Consider the following 17,942-nt stretch of genomic DNA (forward strand, 5'->3'; position numbering starts at 1 on the left):
TGACGGAAATGGATTTTTTATATTTAATTTAAAATTTTAAAGAATATCAATGTGTTTTTTAAAATTTTAGATCGAAGGAATATTAATAGTGAACACAATTGTAAAATTATTACAAAAACTTAAAGGAGTACATGTTGGACTCTTTATTGCAGGGGTAATAGCTGTAGTTTATTTATTTGTAAATGTAGAAAAGGAGAGAGTAGAACATCTTAAAAATGGTGGTATTTTGGCCTGTGGAGAAGAAGACAAGACTGAAATCATTGATGAAGGATATAGAATATCTCCCAGTGGTTTAGCACTATTGAGTAAAACGGGTAAAAAGTGGAACATAAAGCAGTGTACACCGTTTTCTGTGATAGATACAAAGCAGTATAGTAACTAAAGATACCTCGTTGTTCGTGTATTAAAAGTTATTCCGATAAAATAATATTATGATGATAAGACAACTGCTCCTACTATTTTTTATTAGCATTTTTTCCACTGCAAGTGGGACAATTACGCTCAGTCAGGATGAACAGGATTATCTGAAAGAAAAAAAAGAGATCAAAGTCTGTATCAGTCCTAAAGGTTTACCTCTTTTTGGCTATAAAGAGGGTAAAAATATTGGTATATTACCGGAAATCATGTTTTTACTGGAAAAAAAGATACCCATTCCGGTTCGCTATATCCCAATAAAAACATGGGAAGAGTGTATCAGACTCACCAAGGAGAAAAAAGCTGATATCTCTACAATGATTCTTGCTTCACCCAATCGACACACTCATCTGATTCCTACCAATAAAGTAATAGAGGGATCAATCGGTATCGCTACCAAAATCAATGAACAACTTCACAATGATCTTACAGAGATCAGTTTCAAAAAGGTTACACTTTTAAATGGACAAACAAGCATCAGTCAATATGTAAAGCACAATTTCCCAAATCTGACTATCGTGATGGTAGACTCTATCGAGGAGGGATTGAAGATGGTCATCAAGGGAAAAGTCTATGGTTACGTGGATGAGACCTTCTCATTGGCTTATCATATTCTCATGCTTTACAGCAATGAGCTAAAAATTATAGATAGGATGAACAAAACTCCTTTGCATGGTAGTTTGGGCATTAGAAAAGACGAACCACAGCTTTTGAGTATTATGAACAAGGCAATAGATAGTACAGATGAGCAGGAGATAAGAGATATTGTCCATAACTGGATCTCGGTACGTGTTGAAAAAAAGTTTGACTATACGCTTTTGGTTGCAATAGTTTCTGTGTTTTTACTGATTTTACTTGTGAGTCTCTATCTAATAAAGCTAAAACAAACTGAGCTGCAAAACCTGTATCTTGCAGAGCGTATTAAACTGGCATTTGACGGAAGCCGTGATGGACTTTGGGACTGGAATCTTTTAGATAACAGTGTCTATTTTTCACCTCGCTGGAAAGAGATGTTGGGCTATAAAGATGATGAACTTGAAAACAGTTTTGATACTTGGCAGTCACGTGTTCACCCTGATGATCTGGGAGAAGTACTAAAAGATATAGAATTATGCAGAAATGACAAAGAAAAGATATATGAAAATAAACATCGCCTTCGACATAAAGATGGACATTGGGTATGGATCTATGATCGTGGGAAGATTCAGCGTGATATAGATGGAAAAGCTATTCGGATGATCGGTACGCATACTGATCTTACAACAGAAATCAATTTAAATAACGAGCTTAGTGAACTGAATCAAACTCTAAAATCAAGAGTAAAAGAGGAAGTTGAGAAAAATAGTAAGCATGAACACATGATCATGCAGAAAAATCGTTTGGCAGAGATGGGTGAGATGCTCAGTAGTATTGCACATCAGTGGCGGCGTCCGTTGAGTATACTGCATATCAATATTGAAATACTTGAAGAGGACTATAAAGAAGGAAAGATAAATAAGAAATTTTTAGATAATTATATTAAAAAGAACAGTGAGATCATACAATTTATGTCCAATACTATCGATGACTTTCAAAACTTTTACAAGATCGACAAGGAAAAAAGACTTTTTGATGTTATGGAAAAGATCAAATCAGTCTCTGATCTTAAGCTCAATCAGCTGGAGGTAAACGGTATCCAGATTACAAAAGAGGGAGAGAGTTTCAACGTACTTGGATATCCCAGTGAGTTTCAGCAAGTCATCCTCAACATCCTCAGTAATGCTAAAGATGCGTTGATGGAAAAAAAGATAAAAAACCCTTATATCAAGATCGTGGTCTCTAGTGATAGAGATAAAGGGTATATTCGAGTGTCTGACAATGCCGGTGGTATAGATGAAAAGAGAATAGACAAAATATTTGAACCCTATTTTACGACCAAAGAAGAAAACGGCGGTACGGGTCTGGGACTCTATATCTCCAAAATGATCATTGAAAAAAACATGCATGGTGAACTTACAATATCTAATCAAGGTGAAGGATGTGAAGTTCTGATTACGTTATTATTTTACGACCAAAGAAGAAAACGGCGGTACGGGTCTGGGACTCTATATCTCCAAAATGATCATTGAAAAAAATATGTATGGTGAACTTACAATATCTAATCAAGGTGAAGGAAGTGAAGTGTTGATTACGTTAAAGAAGGAAGAAGATGAGTAATATCAAAGAAATGACACTGCTCTATGTAGAAGACGATGAAGAACTACGTGAACAGTTTGTACGTGTACTCAAACCCAGATTCAAACAGGTTTATGAAGCTACAGATGGAGCCCAGGCACTTGAAAAGTATGAGCAGTATTATCCCGATATAATGTTGGTTGATATCAATTTGCCAAAAATTGATGGGTTGGAAGTGATCGAGAGAGTACGAAAAAATGATAAAGATACACCAATAGTTGTGTTGAGTGCCTACTCTGATCAGGAGAAACTTCTCAAGGCGATCAAGCTGGGGCTTTCAGACTATTTGGTTAAACCGGTACCGCATAAAAAGCTTTTTGCTCTTCTTGAAGAGATGGCTTTAAAGTATGAGGATAAAAGAGAGGAAAGTGGTTTGATCCCACTTCAAAATGATTATTTTTGGAAAAAAGAAGAGAAGATCCTCTCTCATAATGATGAGATCATAACTCTGACAAAACGTGAAATAATTCTTCTGGATTTTCTGGTAGAACAGCTTAATAAAATCGTCACTTATGAAGTCATAGAAAAGTTGATCTGGGAAGATAAAGATGATGTAGACCATTACAGTTCACTCAGTCATCTTCTTAAGAGACTGAGAAAAAAACTGCCTGAAGAGTTGATAGAGAATATTTATGCTGAAGGGTATAGGATCCATGCTTTATAAATTTGTGTTTGAAAAAAGACAACTATTTTATATTATGGTATCTATTTTCGGCAAATAGTTTTTTGTGAAGAAGGATAGTGCTGTTTTACATGAGGTATTTGATAAAATAAGAGTTAAATTTTATATAAAAAGTGATATTTATGACAAAGAAGATATTTTTAATCTTGACTTTATTAACTGCGGTCTTCGCAGAAGATCGAGCAACTTATGTAGGAGACAAAGCCTGTGCCGAGTGTCACAGTAAAGAAGTGAAAGAGTGGAAAGGTTCACATCATGACTTGGCGATGATGGTGGCAGATGAGAAATCTGTCAAGGGAGATTTCAATAATGCCAAGTTCAATTACAACGGTATTATCACCACCTTTTTTAAAAAGGGTGATAAGTTTATGGTCAACACTGACAGTGAAGACGGCTCACTAAAAGATTATGAGATCTCTTACACTTTTGGTGTCTATCCTCTACAGCAGTATATGATCAAATTTCCAAAAGGAAACATCCAGGTAATGGATATCGCATGGGACAGTCGCTCAAAAGAGGAGGGTGGTCAGCGTTGGTACCACATTCATGCTGACGATAATGTGACTGCTGGAGATGTACTGCACTGGACAGGTCAGAACTTTAACTGGAACTATATGTGTGCAGACTGCCACTCTACGAATTTGAAAAAGAATTATGATGTAGAGACTAAAAGTTATCATACTACATGGGATATTATCAATGTCTCATGTGAAGCATGTCATGGACCAGCTTCTAAACATATGGAGTGGAGTAAAACACCCCATAAGGAATTGTCAAACAAAGGATTTGCACTCTCGTTTAAAAACAAAAAATGGAAATGGGATGTGAATACTAAAGAAAAAAAGGGAGGTACTGATCATCAGGAGATAGAAGTATGTGCCAAATGCCACTCCAGACGTTCTCAGCTTGATGATGATTTTACACCTGGAGATAAGTTTTCTGACCATTATCTCTCAACAATGTTAGCTGAAAATCTTTATTTCCCAGATGGTAAGATACAAGATGAAGTCTATGTGTATGACTCTTTTCTCCAGAGTAAAATGTATGCAGCAGGTGTAACCTGTACGGACTGCCATAATCCACATACCCTTGAACGTAAATCTAAAGGGGATAAAGTCTGTAGCCAGTGTCACAGTGAAGAGAAATACATGGCTACATCTCACCATAAACATAAAGAGGGAGGTGAGGGTGCGAGCTGTGTAAGTTGTCATATGCCTGCACGCACCTACATGGGAGTAGACAGTCGTAATGACCACAGTTTCCGTGTACCAAGACCGGATGTCTCTGTAGAGATGAAAGAAGTACCTAATGCCTGTAACCTTTGCCATACAGACAAAGACCCGCAATGGGCAACAGATGCAATGAAAAAATGGTATGGGAAAATACCTGTGGGGAAACAGAACTTTGCCCATTCACTGCAGGCACTCAGATCAAACAGTAAAGATGCACCCAAGAATCTATATGAAGTGTTAATGTCTGATGCTCCGGATATTGCCAAAGCTACAGCAACTGCTTATCTTGGGAATTATCCTTCTAAACAAACCTATACTACAACACTTCAAATGCTTGGGAGATCTGATGCACAGATACGTAGATCTGCACTGCAGGCGTTAGAAGCTTTTCCTCCAAAGATGCGTATGAAAAAGACGTTTGAAATGTTGAACGACCCTGTAAAAATAGTAAGAATAGAAGCCGCACGCCAACTTGCTGCTTTCTCGTTGGGAGAGGTCGACAAGAAGACAAAAGATCTGCTTGAGAAAGCATTTGATGAGTATGAAAAAACACTACTTTTCACGGCAGAACGCCCTGAGTCACAGTTGTCACTGGGAGTATTTTATACCAATCGTAAAATGCTTGAAAAAGCACGAATGGCCTATGAAGAAGCCATACGTCTTCAACCGCAGTTTGTACCTGCCTATATAAACTATAATGAGTTTTTATTGCGATCGGGGGAAAGTCAAAAAGGCTTTGATATCTTGCAAAAAGGATTGGCTAATGTTCCTGAAATAGCCATTTTACATCATGCCTTAGGCTTGTGGTATGTTCGAAATAAAGAGAGTGAAAAAGCGATCGTAGAATTGAAAAAGGCAGCCCAACTAGATGAAGGTAATGCACGTTTCTCTTACGTATATGCCATAGCCATAGGAGAAAAAGATCCCAAAGAAGCCATAAAGATACTTGAAGAGGCTTACCCTAAACATACGGGGAATCTTCAAATCGTTTCGGGATTGGTGTATTATTATAAACAAACAGGTGATGCAAAGAAAAGTGAAATGTATGAGAAAAAACTCAAAGATCTGCAGAACTTTTCAGTACGGTAAAACTTTGCTATAATTGAATATATAGAAAATGCTTATAGGGAAGCAGAAGAAAAGGATCAGAGCATGCGAATAAAAATTATACATATTATTGTTTTTTGGCTTATGCTGATCTTCACTGCTTCTGCTGCTGAGAAATCCTGGGATGGAAAATGGCATGTCTTTTGGAAACATGGGGCCATTGTGATGACGTTGGAACAGCATGGTAATGATGTTAATGGGAGTTATAAACCTACACATGGAACAGTTAAAGGACACATTGAAGACAATAAGCTCCATGCAGTTACAATAAACGAAAATGGCCAATCCAATGTAACCCTCATAATGGGTCAGACTGGCAGTTCATTTTTTGGTAATACAAAAAGCGGTGACTGGATCACCGGTATAAAAGTGGATGCAGACAGTGAGTACAATACACTATCGGTAGATGATAGCTCACCCATGCACACTTTTTACTCTTTTCTAAAACTTGGAAATCAGGTCAGAAGCGGACATTATGAAGCACTTGAAAAAGCACTGAATCTCTTGTATATGGATGAAAATCAGAAAAAATATTTTTATGGAAAAAGGTTAGCACTCACTCGCATGTTCTTCAAGATATTGGATGCCTGCACGGTTGAAAAACACGCCTTCAATCGAAATATACAAAGTGACTATGACAGTGTTATCCTTCATCAAGTTGGAACCACTAATACAGTGGAAATCGAATTTATAAAAGTGAATTATGCAGAAGGATGGAAGATAAGTATTCCAACTATGAAGCAAATGGAAGAAACATTAATATCCCTTATGAGCGCACGAGAACAACATGAGTATAATTCAAATGAGAATCTTAAACTTAAAACTCCACGTGATACAATACGTACATTCATCGAACAATATAAGCGTTGGAAAAAGAATGGGAAAGCATATGTTATCTCAACTATGAACCTCTCTGCGGTTGATCCGGCTATTTGGGACTGGCAGGCACCGTTACTCTCCCATTATCTTTTGGGTGTTATAGACCGTATTTCTGAGATTGTTTATCAGGAGATACCTAATGATCCTAAAAGCAAAAAACCGTATGTTCATTTTCATCATCCTTTAGGAGATATTGTTATCGCACCTTATGAAGTCGATGGACAGACACGGTGGCAGTTCACCTCTGAAACACTTGAAACCATAGAAATACTTTTTGAAGAGATGGAAGATATCCCTCTAAAAGTATCGTCTAGAATGATCTCTGAGAATGATCTCTATTTTACGCTTAAAAATATTGCCCAATCGATCTCTCCTCTTCTTATAAAAAAGTTCTACGACACGGCCTTCTGGCAGATTGCTCTATTGGCACTGCTCATCTTTTTGGCAGGCTGGATCAGCTATTTTACCAAATGGATCACATTATATATAGTTAAAAAATACTATTTGACAAAACGATGGACGGATCAGATGATTACTGTACGATTTCTGCGCCCTGTGCAGATCTTGACTTTTGGTCTGCTTCTTCTTTATGGTGCACATCAGCTTGGTTTGTCAGACTTTCTCTTTTCCATCATTAAAACCATATCGCATCTTATGATCGTTATTGGTATCGCGTGGATCATTTTCAGCCTGATCGATATCATCATCTCTCTTCTGAAGATACGGGCAAAACGGCATGCATCGGAGGTCGATGAAATCTTTCTTTCGATCATCAGCAGTATTCTACGTATAGGTGTAGTGCTTGTAGCTATCTTTGCAGTGGCGGAGATATTGGGTGTACCTTACAAGACAGTAGTTGCAGGTTTGGGGATAGGTGGTTTGGCATTTGCTATAGCGGCTAAAGATACCATTGCCAACTTCTTTGGTTCAGCGATTATCATTGCTGATAGACCATTTAAAACCGGAGACAAGATAAAGATCGGTTCTGATATTGGGGTGATCACAAATGTTGGGATACGCTCTACCAAGATCAGAACGATCTTTGATACTGTATTGACAGTTCCAAACAATAAGATCACCAGTGAGATGATCGATAACTATACTGCACGTGAAGCAATGAGAATCGATACAGAGTTTTTCTTAAGTCTTCAAACATCCAAAGAGTCATTAGATAAACTTGACAGTGATATATTAAAATTTTTAACAGAGAACGAGGGTGTTGATAATAGTAAAATTATTTTAACAGGTGTAAATGACTTTACTAAAAGAGGTATCTCTTTTGGTCTGAGTTTCTTTGTCAAAGCTTCGACAGATATGGAGTATAGTAATAGAAGACACCGCATCGTAACAGATATTGCCCAGATCATTAAAGAGAATAATATCGAACTAATTATGGTAAATCAGGAGTATGTTAATGAGAAGTAGTGTTGTTATCGCACCATGTAAATACTTCTCTGTCCCAAAATCTTCATCACTCTGTCTATCATCTTTTTATGTGTACTGACATCCCCATGTTCGGTTTCGATATTGATGTAGTTATCATGATGTTTGTATAAAACAATACAGTTGGACATGGAGTTGTCATTTGACCTTTTAGTGACCTTTTCAAATTTGACATTCAACCCCATATCATTGAATTTTTTAACTTTTTCTCTTTCAATTTGTTTTCCTGCAAGGTAGATAAGTGTATCTTCATCCTCTAAGCCTTTTTTACGACCTGTTTTAATATTTCCGGCAGGAAAAGAATGCATATTTTTGGAATACCTTCGCATCGATACGGTACCATAACCACCACTCTTTAGATAACCCTCTGCATTGGTGTGAAGAGCCATGTAGGGGAGATGAGACGGTTTATAGGTATCGATGATCCTGCAGATCGTTTTGCTGTAAGAGGAATCTTTTTTGAAGTTCCTGTTAGGATCTCTCCCCGATACATAACGTTGACCATTTGACTCTACAGCAAGGAAGCCTCCACCATACTGTTTAGCCGCATAGACCGCAGTAGCAAAAGCACTCTCTTCATTGTCATGAGGCAGATACCAGAAGGGTCCTTTGGGATGTGAAGTGTTCCAGACAAGCAGAAATTTCCAGGTTTGGCTTCCTTCTTTGAGAGTGATACGATCGGCACAGAGTGATCCCATACTCCAGCTGTTTCGTTTTAGATCAGGTGATTCTCTGTATGAATTGAGGTGTACTTTTTTTACACGATGATCGAGATTGTCCGGAAGAGGGCAATTTGTTTTGACGCAGCCTGTAGTTAACAGGAGGGAAGCCCCCATAAAGATGGTATGAAACAGAAGTTTTTTAGTGATCATTGATATTTAATTTTCTCTTTAAAAGTATAGTTTAAAAATCTCTTTAAACACTTCAGGTATACGGCAAGGTTTTCCCTTGTCTACATACACCAAAACAACCTCCATACTAAACACCTTCACTTCTTCTTTCCATACCTCTTGCAGTAAGACTAAAGATGAACTCTTAAGTGTTAAGATCTTTGATGTGACATTCAGTGTATCTCCCAGAGAGGAAGTAGCTAAAAAACTGGCTTTTAGGTCACGGACTACAAAGCCGCTAGTGTCACTTTGAGAGGGTACAATACCTCTTTGAAAAAAGACTTCAGAGCGGGCTCTTTCACAAAATTTGATATAATTTGTATGGTAGACAATACCACCTGCATCGGTATCTTCATAGTAGACGCGTATTTTCACCTTCTAACTCCTATATATGGGATTAATTGCATATTAGTTGTTAACTATACTCAAACTGTGACCTTTTTTGACATAATAATTATACTTAGAATATGATTGAAAACCTATTATATAGCCCTATATGACTGTAATTATTATAAAATAGTACAGTTTATAATAATTAGTAGAAAATATATGTGTTTTTAAAATTAGCACCAATGTTAATAATGTATATAGTTGTTTTGACTAGTCTAAAGTGTTGTTTTGAAAAGTATATAGATGAAGCTTTCCGGTAAAAATGATAACTTTATAAAATTATATATTTTATAAGGTTTTTGAAGTAACTTTTTGTATCGTATTTAAAATCAATACAAAAAAGTATTTAAAATCAATACAAAATTGTATTGAATCTCCAACACTTCTTATGGTATATAACGTTTATCACTATAGCAACATCCAAAAATATTGGATCAACAATGAAAACCTTATAAAGTTATATATTTGAGCCACTTGCAAATTAAACATCTCAAAGTGGCTAATTCCCCATAATCCATAATCAACTATTGAGCCCTAATGAAAAAATAAGAGTTAGCTTTTTTGTAGAAATAGTGGGATATTTTACTGTAAAAAATTAGCCCTAAATAGCCTGTCAGTACGATAAACCTTATAAAATATGTTAGATTATAAGGTTTTAGATTTTTACTCAGCCTCTTCTTTATGATCTTTTGCATACAGTTTAGCAAATGGCTTTGCACTCAAACCATGCAGCATGATACTGAGTAGTATGGTTAAGGTCATCACTGAGAATATCGTTTCATGTCCTTCTATCGAACCTAGCTTGTGAACAACGATCAGCATATAGAGGATCGATGCGATCCCGCGTGGTCCGAACCATCCTATGAAAAGCATTGTTGAAAAGTCTGCTTTTCCTATCAGACTGATCGCTACAGGAATCATACGCAGAACTGTAAGGCTGAGTATAGAATAGATCAGAGTATTCATGTCCCAATAGTTGATAGTTGCAGGAATGAAAGCAATACCAAAGACGACAAAAGAGATCAGGACAAGCAGTTCACCTTCACTCTCTGCAAACTCTTCAACATGATCGTGAAGTTCTTTACTATAATTCCCAAGAAAGAGACCGGAAAAAAAAGCAGCAATAAAACCATTGCCACCAAAATGTTCGGACAGATAAAAAGAAAATATAGCCAGTGCGATTGGTATAAGATTTTGATAATTATTTTCCATCCAGTTTTTTGCCAATGTCCATGTGGCGAGCCTTGCACCGAAATATCCTACTGATGCACCTATAATAGCTCCAAATACCACTTGCTGAATGACATGTATCAGCCAGCCATCCCCTTGTGCTTCACCGCCTGCAGAAGTGCTGAGGATCACAGCTACAAGAGTAATGACCACAGGAAAGACGATACCATCATTCAAACCGCTTTCGACATTAATACTGGAGCGGATCTTCAGAGGGATACTTTTCTCACTGACGACAGCCTTGCCAAGTGCAGCATCTGTCGGAGCAAGGATGAGTGCCAGAAGCAATAGATACAATATTGATTCGTCAGGGAAAAATACTTTGGCTACGTATGTAGAAAAAATAATTGTCAATGGCAAACCAATTAAGAGCAGTCGTGAAGGAATCTGCAATGAATGGCGTAACTTTTCCAAATTCAAAGCAGCGGCATCACTGAATAGAACAACGATCAATGCGATCTCAGCAATGATTTGAACCGTGTCTCCATTGAGATTTGTTGCTTCCTTTCCAAAAACCAGCGGTGAGAGTAAAATACCCACAATCGTAAAGATCATCGGTCCTGAGAAATAGAAACGAGACAGAAGTCTTGAAAAATAACCATATCCTAATATGACAAGGACTATAACCAATATTGAGAGTTGTTCATGCATTTTAAATACTATACCCTGTCACGATCGGTTCTCTGCCAGTCGATTGATCTGTGAAATATTCATAAGCGAGCAGCCCAATATACCCTCCAGATATATTAAAGACTTCGGTATATCCTTTTGCCTGCAATGCAAGCACTGCATTGTATGAGCGTTGACCTGAACGGCAATGAATATAAACCGGCACATCTTTTGGTATCTCTTCGTAGCGCTGGCGAAGCTGGGACAGAGGTATATTGATTACCTTTTTAATATGCCCCTCATCATACTCGAATGTTTCTCTGATATCGAGGATATAAGCACCATTTTCTACCAATTCACGTATCTTGGTAAATGAGATCTGTTTGAAGTCACCGTTAAGCAAGTTTGATGCCACATAACCCGCATAATTAATAACATCTTTACCCGTACCAAATGGCGGAGCGTAACAGAGTTCAAGATCAGGAAGATTCTTTATGGTTGCACCAAATTTAATTGCGGTAGCGATTACATCAATACGTTTATCGACATTCCCTCGACCGATCGCCTGTGCACCAAGAATTCTACCGGTCGGTTTTTCAAAGAGCAGTTTAAAGATCAGGTATTCAGCATCAGGCATGATGCCGACTTTGTCTTTTGGGATGATCTGTGCCCAATCGTAGTCGATCTCCATTTTTGAGAGCATCTTTTCGTTCAGACCCGTACTGGCAGCATTGAAATTAAAGACTTTGACGACAGAGGAGCCAATATATCCTGTATTGTTGACGGTTCTGCCGTGAATATGATCGGCAACGCTACGTGCCTGTTTGAGTGCCGGTCCTGCCATAGAGAGCTTGAAATTCTCTTGTGTCAGGCTGTTAAAGACTTCAATGGCATCTCCCACCGCATAGATGTTAGGATCGTTGGTAAGATAGTTGGGATCAACTTTGATAGCACCCGTTTTTCCGAGATCTACACCTGCTTGTAACGCAAGATCTGTTGCAGGTACAATACCGATGGACATCACCACTGCTTCAGACTCTATCTCTTTGCCTGATTGGAGAATGACTTTGTTGGTATCAAATGCGGTAACCCTATCACCTAAAATCAACTCAACACCATGGTCCATGATCTCTTTATGTAAGATCTGAACCATATCGGGATCAAACTGGTTTAGGATCTGGGGCGGTGACTGGACCAAAGTGACCTGATACCCCGCAGCAACAAGGTTCTCCATCACTTCAATACCTATAAAACCACCACCGATAACGGTAACTCTTGAAGGTTTGGTTCTTTCAATAAAGGTATGGAGTTTATCAATATCTACAACATTACGAAGTGTGAAAGTATTGGCTTTTTCGATACCCGGAAGTTTGGGGACAATGGGTTTTGCACCGGGGGAGAGAATGAGTTTGTCATAGGACTCTTTATAGATTCTGCCATCAAGCAGATTTTTGACTTCAACCTCCTTTTTCTCTCGATCGATCGCGATCACTTCACTGTTCACACGGGCATCAATATTGAACTGTCCTCTGAACAGTTCAGGATTCATCAATACCAGGTCTTCAGTTTGCTTTACTTCACCGCTCAGACGATAAGGAAGAGAGCAGTTTGAAAAAGAGACGTGAGGCCCTTGTTCAAACATGATGATCTCATCATCTTCTCCAAGTCTTCTCAACCGTGCAGCTACCGATGCCCCGCCGGCAACACCGCCGACGATAAGATATTTATGACTCATTTTTTATCCTTTTTTGGTTCGTTTTATCTCTCTTCATTTAGTGGATCAATTTGAATAAAACGCGTGGAACCCGTATCTGAAAGGGAACGGTATATCCATGCGATAAGCTGTTCAGCAATGATAATGACTATGACTACAGCAAGAAATGACACCACACCATGAATGGGACCGCTAAATACAACACTGTCACCAAAAGAGAGGTTGATGGCTTCAAGGATCACGAGCTTTGAAATAAAGAGTATGGTCCATGCAGAGACAACCCGATATATTTTGCTTGTAAGTCCCATTTTTGTTTCAAGAAAATCTGCAGCATAATGTTCTATTTTAATTGCTACCTGCATCAAAAACTGAAGTAAGGTAGCAGTAAGAAGTGAGATCATGAACGTTTCTATAAAAACATAATCCCAATATTGGTTAAAAAGGTTCAGTACTGTTAAGTCAACGAGGACCACAATAGTATATTTGATAAAGAGTTGCTGTCGAACACCGTATGCCATAAGATGCTGTTTTTCTTCTGCCATGAATACTTTCCTATAGACTAAATTTTAATTTCATTTTTGATCGTTTTGGGACTTATATATCTACAGGTATGGCCCTGTTCATATCTAGCTTTCCAAACGTTTCTCCATCTTGTGGTTCCACATGCAATGTAGCATCATAAGGAGGTTTATGATCTCTTAATACATCAATTAAATGACTCAAGACCAAACCATGATTTCTACCTATTGGAAATGTCACCTCTTCTATCTTTAACTCGTGGAGCTTATCTGCCAATGCATTCAATGTACACTGGTAAGCACTCTCATTTGTGATATATTGCATATAGTAGTCCCGCATGATCTTAATATTGCCAAGCCATGCTCTGCGCTCATCTGCATTGATCGTATCATTCTCTTTTACTCTATTGGTATATTTTTCGAGCAGTGCATTTGTTTTTTCTTCAAGAGACTCAAAGATCTCTTGAGGATTGGCACAATATTTTTCAAGCAGATCCATCAGTTCACTGCTGCTGAGTTCTTTTCCTCTTGCATCCTTAAGATGTACTTTTTTATCTTTGGGTGATGCTAGACTCAATGCTTCTAAAAGTTCAATTGCAGCATTTAAAAAAGTATATCTATCAGGTTTGCTCTGATCGAAGCTAACTCCTCTACCTGAAACTTTTGGTTTTGCACCTACATATTTTAATTTCATTCCTTCTCCTTTTCATCCCATTCTTCACTTCTTTCAAATGTATATTATATTGTAACATAAACTTCGGAGTAAATAAAAATTAAAGTTTTTCCTCTTCTAAAAGTTTTTGTTCCTTGATCCATTGTTTGGCTAAAAGCCTGTTAAGGTGGTAGATATGATAAAAAGTATTAACCAGGGTCGTCTCAATTTTCACAACATCAAGATAACTTTCTCTTGCCTCTGCCAAACGTTCAGATTTTCTCTGCATGAATTTATTGAGAAGCTCCTTATAGGGCTTTTTCATCTCCAGTATCTCTTCAAAAGAAGCATAATCATGCTCTTTAAGTCCTTTTTCGGTCAGAGCAAGTGCATGTAGTGTCGTATTGACAACCTGTCGTATATAGTCCTGTGTGGTTTGGCTTGGCTTATAATCTATCTCTACGGCTTTCTTCACGATCTCTCTGATCTCGGTTTGAAGCGTATATGCGATCCCTTCGAGCATCGTGTTGGTACTCATCAGGTTCTGATGGACTAGACTATCCCTTTCTGTCAGTTCAAGCTGACGTATCTTCCCAAGATAAAGCAGGTTTGCATTTTCAAGGATACGGACATTTTGGTACAGTGTCTGCAGTTTGTCCATCGGTGGGTTATATCTCTCCTTGCTGGCTATTTGTAAGATGCTGACCATATCTTTGATCAGTTCGATAGAACGGGCACTTTCAAAACGCACATTGTCAAAAGCGGTAGAGGGCATTGCCAGAGCATCTTCATTAAGGTATTTTGGGGTGATCATCACCTCTTTTTTCTCCACTTTTTCAGGTACAAGTTTTGTAGCTGCTTTGGCAAACAGTGGGGTAATAAGGATAAATAGAAACACATTGGCAATATTGAAAAATGTGTTGCCATTGGCAATTTGTCGAGGTACCTCATAGGCCATTTTTTCCATTCCCTCTAAACCTTCCGCAACAGGAGATATGGCAACAGCTATATCAGAAAGGTAAGCAATGAAAGGCAACCATATCAGTACACCAATGACATTAAAAAGGACATGTACGATGGATGTTCTGACCGCTTCGACGGGCTTTCCTAAAGAGGCAAGAAGTGCCGTAACACAAGTACCTATATTGGCACCCAGTGCAAGTGCTATACCTGCAGGAAGAGAGAGCAGGCCTTCGGATGCTAGGGCAATAGATATCCCAACGGTGGCAGCGGAAGACTGTACTATCCCTGTAAATGCTGCACCGGCCAAGATTCCAAGTATCGGATTCTTCATCTGTTCCAAAAAATCTATGAAGGGCTCATAGGTACGCATAGGAGCCATAGCTTCACTCATCACACCCATACCAAAGAAGACCATACCTATCCCCATCAGCATCATACCATAGTAACGGATCTTATCCTGTTTAGAGGTAAATGTCATGAAAAATCCTATGGCAACAGGAAGCAGGGCAAACTTGGTGATATTAAATGCCAGTAGTTGTGCAGTAACGGTACTTCCTATGTTGGCACCCATAATGACTGCAACAGATTGTTGAAGTGTCATGATCTCAACGGTAACAAACCCAATAACCAAAACAGTAGTGACAGAAGAAGAGTTAAGAAGGCCAGTGACCAGTGTACCGGTTATGACGCCCATCACACGGTTAGTTGTGAGTTTTTGCAAAATATTTTTCAATGCATCCCCCGCAGCCATTTTCAGACCCTCTGTGAGCTGGTCAAGACCGGCCAGGAAGAGGGCAAGTCCACCAAAGAGTCCCATCCCGCTCTCAAACCAATCCACAGAAGGAGGTAATGTTTCCTTTGTTGCATAAAGATAGGAGATAAAGATAGAAGAGAGGAGAAACAATGCGATCATTTGATGCTTTAGCATGTTGTTTAAAGAAGGAGCAGCTACCATTTTTGATCCCTTTATATTGATAGAAAATTATTTTTAGTCATATTGCTTCAAAAAACTATGTTAGCAAAATAATGATTTTTTGTCTATCCGAAAATCATAATATACAAAAATATTTATGAAAAAGATAAAGGTGCAGTCTCACAAAAAGATCTGGTAAGAAATGAAACCAACTACTACAAGTCTTTAGCAGACATAGATTCATCAGAGGAAGCAGTCAATACGGCAAAACTTAACCTCTCATATACCAAAGTTTACGCAGAAGTAGATGGCTATGTCTCAAACATAAACTTCCAGATAGGCTCACAGGCAACAGCCAACAAGGCTATCCTTGCATTGGTAGATGAAAATTCCTATTGGGTCTTTGGATTTTTCCGTGAAGATGCCATACATGAAGTAAAAGTAGGAGACAAAGCAATGGTCACACTTCTTGCATATCCGGATACACCACTTAGCGGAAAAGTAGAGTCTATCGCATGGGGAATTGCCCATTCTGACGGTAACCCTGGTAATAACTTACTACCAAGTGTCAAACCAGTCTAATCACAGCACTCTGGATTTTGATCGTTTTATGGTTTTATGACATTTCTTATGCTTTTCTTTGGGCAACACTTGTTTTTTTCCTAAACTTTATCCCCGTTGTGGGTTCGATCTTTACTGCTATTCCTGCTATCATAATGGCACTCATTGATCATAATATGATGACAGCGTTATGGATATCAATATGGTATATGATTGTTAATACCGTTATAGGAAATATACTTGAGCCACGCATTATGGGAAGAGGATTAGAACTGTCTCCCTTAACAATATTTCTCTCGATGATATTTTGGGGATGGATGTTCAGACCTGCGGGGATGATACTTTCTGTTCCTTTGACAATGAGTGTACAATTTTTATTTGATCAATACGAAGAGACAAAATGGCTTGCATTTATGTTAGGTGATTATAAAGGGATAGATGAAGAATAAAAAATTAAACCCTCTGGACTGACAATCATCTTAACTTCTCCTATCGTCATAGGAAGCTCTTTTTTTTCAACAAAATATTTTTGTCTGCTTAAAGACTTAAAAACCTAAGTTCAATATTTGAACCTTAGACATTTTACTTTTTGTGCCATCTTCTTTATAGAAAAAACCACTTTTTATTTTGCCATTTTTAAAGATAACTTCCCTCATGACTTTACCGTTTTCATAGTAGTCTTTGGCAAGACCTTCAGCTTTACCATTGATATAAAAGACTTCCACCATAATATTGCCATTCTCATGATATTCCTTGGATAACCCTTCCCGTTTACCATCTTTCCAGAGTCTTTCAATAGCTAATTTACCATTTGGATAATATTTCTTTTGGATCCCTTCCTTTTTGTCATTATGGTAGACTATTTCATTCTCTAATTGAGCATTTTTATAATACTCTTTCTCAACTCCATCACGTTTATCATTTTTCCAGGATATTTCCCACTTTAAAACACCGTTCTCATAGTAATATCTCTCCATACCATCTTTTTTGGTGTCTTGCATAGATATTTCACTTTCTATCTTACCATTAGGATAATATGTCTTCTTTATTTCTGCATTTAAAAAATTAATGATAATAAGTAGGACTAAAAGATATTTCATGTCAACTCCTGTATTGATTGAATATATTTTAGCATAAAAGTTATGATAATCTCTATGTTTGCATCTTTCACTATTAGAAGACTATAGATACTTTTTAGAAATAAGATTTAACTGAACTTTTCAATTTTCGTCTGCTGCACCAATAGCATCAAGTAACTTAAACACTCTCTCCTCTTCCTGCTTCATGTAGATCTCTGGTTCCAAACCAGATGGTCGGGAAGAGAGGATATCTCCAATGGATGCCAGACATTTAAGGATATTACTGTCGTTTACACCCAGACCATACATAAGCTTGCTTACTTTTAACCACCCTGCCAGATCAGCATGGACATACATAGACCTGTATGCTTCTTTTACTTCACTGATCAATTCGTCTGTTATTGCAATACTCATTTTTATCTCCTAATGAGGCAAAGCCTCTTATACTAAAA

The 17,942-nt window shown here is 37.9% G+C and carries 17 protein-coding genes; 8 read left to right on the forward strand and 9 right to left on the reverse strand.

The features are described 5' to 3' along the window. The first annotated feature begins 88 nt into the window (after positions 1-88). From ACLHDG_RS05775 to ACLHDG_RS05800, 6 genes are all read left to right on the forward strand, one after another. Complete coding sequence (locus tag ACLHDG_RS05775) at positions 89-382, forward strand: hypothetical protein (RefSeq protein WP_415408039.1); 294 nt, start codon at positions 89-91, stop codon at positions 380-382. A 49-nt stretch (positions 383-431) separates the two neighbouring features. Then, on the forward strand, positions 432-2,522 hold the full coding sequence (locus ACLHDG_RS05780; protein ID WP_415408040.1) for a PAS domain-containing protein: 2,091 nt from the start codon (positions 432-434) through the stop codon (positions 2,520-2,522). Beyond that, a complete protein-coding gene (locus ACLHDG_RS05785; protein ID WP_415408041.1) occupies positions 2,512-2,610 on the forward strand; it encodes a hypothetical protein in 99 nt (32 codons plus the stop codon). Before ACLHDG_RS05780 ends, ACLHDG_RS05785 begins: the two co-directional genes overlap by 11 nt. Beyond that, positions 2,603-3,292, forward strand: coding sequence for a response regulator transcription factor (locus tag ACLHDG_RS05790; protein WP_415408042.1), 690 nt, complete (start codon positions 2,603-2,605; stop codon positions 3,290-3,292). Before ACLHDG_RS05785 ends, ACLHDG_RS05790 begins: the two co-directional genes overlap by 8 nt. A 140-nt stretch (positions 3,293-3,432) precedes the next feature. After that, positions 3,433-5,631 carry a multiheme c-type cytochrome gene (locus tag ACLHDG_RS05795; RefSeq protein ID WP_415408043.1) on the forward strand — a complete coding sequence of 733 codons (2,199 nt, stop codon included), beginning with the start codon at positions 3,433-3,435 and terminating at the stop codon, positions 5,629-5,631. A gap of 63 nt (positions 5,632-5,694) precedes the next feature. Next, positions 5,695-7,953: a mechanosensitive ion channel family protein gene (locus tag ACLHDG_RS05800; protein WP_415408044.1), complete on the forward strand. Its 2,259-nt coding sequence runs from the start codon at positions 5,695-5,697 to the stop codon at positions 7,951-7,953. Positions 7,954-7,958: 5 nt separating this feature from the next. Here ACLHDG_RS05800 and ACLHDG_RS05805 read toward each other — a convergent pair whose 3' ends face one another. From ACLHDG_RS05805 to ACLHDG_RS05835, 7 genes are all read right to left on the reverse strand, one after another. After that, on the reverse strand, positions 7,959-8,843 hold the full coding sequence (locus ACLHDG_RS05805; RefSeq protein WP_415408045.1) for a hypothetical protein: 885 nt from the start codon (positions 8,841-8,843) through the stop codon (positions 7,959-7,961). A gap of 18 nt (positions 8,844-8,861) precedes the next feature. Continuing rightward, positions 8,862-9,236: a YbgC/FadM family acyl-CoA thioesterase gene (locus ACLHDG_RS05810; protein ID WP_415408046.1), complete on the reverse strand. Its 375-nt coding sequence runs from the start codon at positions 9,234-9,236 to the stop codon at positions 8,862-8,864. Positions 9,237-9,914: 678 nt separating this feature from the next. Continuing rightward, a complete protein-coding gene (locus tag ACLHDG_RS05815; RefSeq protein WP_415408047.1) occupies positions 9,915-11,132 on the reverse strand; it encodes a cation:proton antiporter in 1,218 nt (405 codons plus the stop codon). A gap of 1 nt (position 11,133) precedes the next feature. Further along, entirely contained in the window at positions 11,134-12,825 is a 1,692-nt protein-coding gene (locus tag ACLHDG_RS05820) for an FAD-dependent oxidoreductase (RefSeq protein ID WP_415408048.1), read from the reverse strand. A 23-nt stretch (positions 12,826-12,848) separates the two neighbouring features. Beyond that, positions 12,849-13,346, reverse strand: coding sequence for a hypothetical protein (locus ACLHDG_RS05825; RefSeq protein ID WP_415408049.1), 498 nt, complete (start codon positions 13,344-13,346; stop codon positions 12,849-12,851). 52 nt (positions 13,347-13,398) lie between these two features. Beyond that, complete coding sequence (locus ACLHDG_RS05830) at positions 13,399-14,016, reverse strand: hypothetical protein (protein ID WP_415408050.1); 618 nt, start codon at positions 14,014-14,016, stop codon at positions 13,399-13,401. A 79-nt stretch (positions 14,017-14,095) separates the two neighbouring features. Continuing rightward, the gene (locus tag ACLHDG_RS05835) at positions 14,096-15,892 is read right to left on the reverse strand and encodes a Na/Pi cotransporter family protein (protein ID WP_415408051.1); all 1,797 of its coding nucleotides are present in this window, start codon (positions 15,890-15,892) and stop codon (positions 14,096-14,098) included. Between the two features lie 192 nt (positions 15,893-16,084). Here ACLHDG_RS05835 and ACLHDG_RS05840 point away from each other — a divergent pair, with 192 nt between their 5' ends. Together ACLHDG_RS05840 and ACLHDG_RS05845 are read left to right on the forward strand one after the other, a co-directional pair. Then, on the forward strand, positions 16,085-16,432 hold the full coding sequence (locus tag ACLHDG_RS05840; RefSeq protein ID WP_415408330.1) for an HlyD family secretion protein: 348 nt from the start codon (positions 16,085-16,087) through the stop codon (positions 16,430-16,432). A gap of 17 nt (positions 16,433-16,449) precedes the next feature. Next, positions 16,450-16,860 carry an AI-2E family transporter gene (locus ACLHDG_RS05845; RefSeq protein WP_415408052.1) on the forward strand — a complete coding sequence of 137 codons (411 nt, stop codon included), beginning with the start codon at positions 16,450-16,452 and terminating at the stop codon, positions 16,858-16,860. A 96-nt stretch (positions 16,861-16,956) separates the two neighbouring features. Here the strand turns inward: ACLHDG_RS05845 and ACLHDG_RS05850 are convergent, their stop codons facing one another. Both ACLHDG_RS05850 and ACLHDG_RS05855 read right to left on the reverse strand, forming a co-directional pair. Then, positions 16,957-17,511, reverse strand: coding sequence for a toxin-antitoxin system YwqK family antitoxin (locus tag ACLHDG_RS05850; protein WP_415408053.1), 555 nt, complete (start codon positions 17,509-17,511; stop codon positions 16,957-16,959). A gap of 120 nt (positions 17,512-17,631) precedes the next feature. Then, the gene (locus ACLHDG_RS05855) at positions 17,632-17,904 is read right to left on the reverse strand and encodes a hypothetical protein (RefSeq protein ID WP_415408054.1); all 273 of its coding nucleotides are present in this window, start codon (positions 17,902-17,904) and stop codon (positions 17,632-17,634) included. Between the last annotated feature and the right edge of the window lie 38 nt (positions 17,905-17,942).

Source organism: Sulfurovum iocasae (genome assembly GCF_047716765.1).
Lineage (GTDB): Bacteria > Campylobacterota > Campylobacteria > Campylobacterales > Sulfurovaceae > Sulfurovum.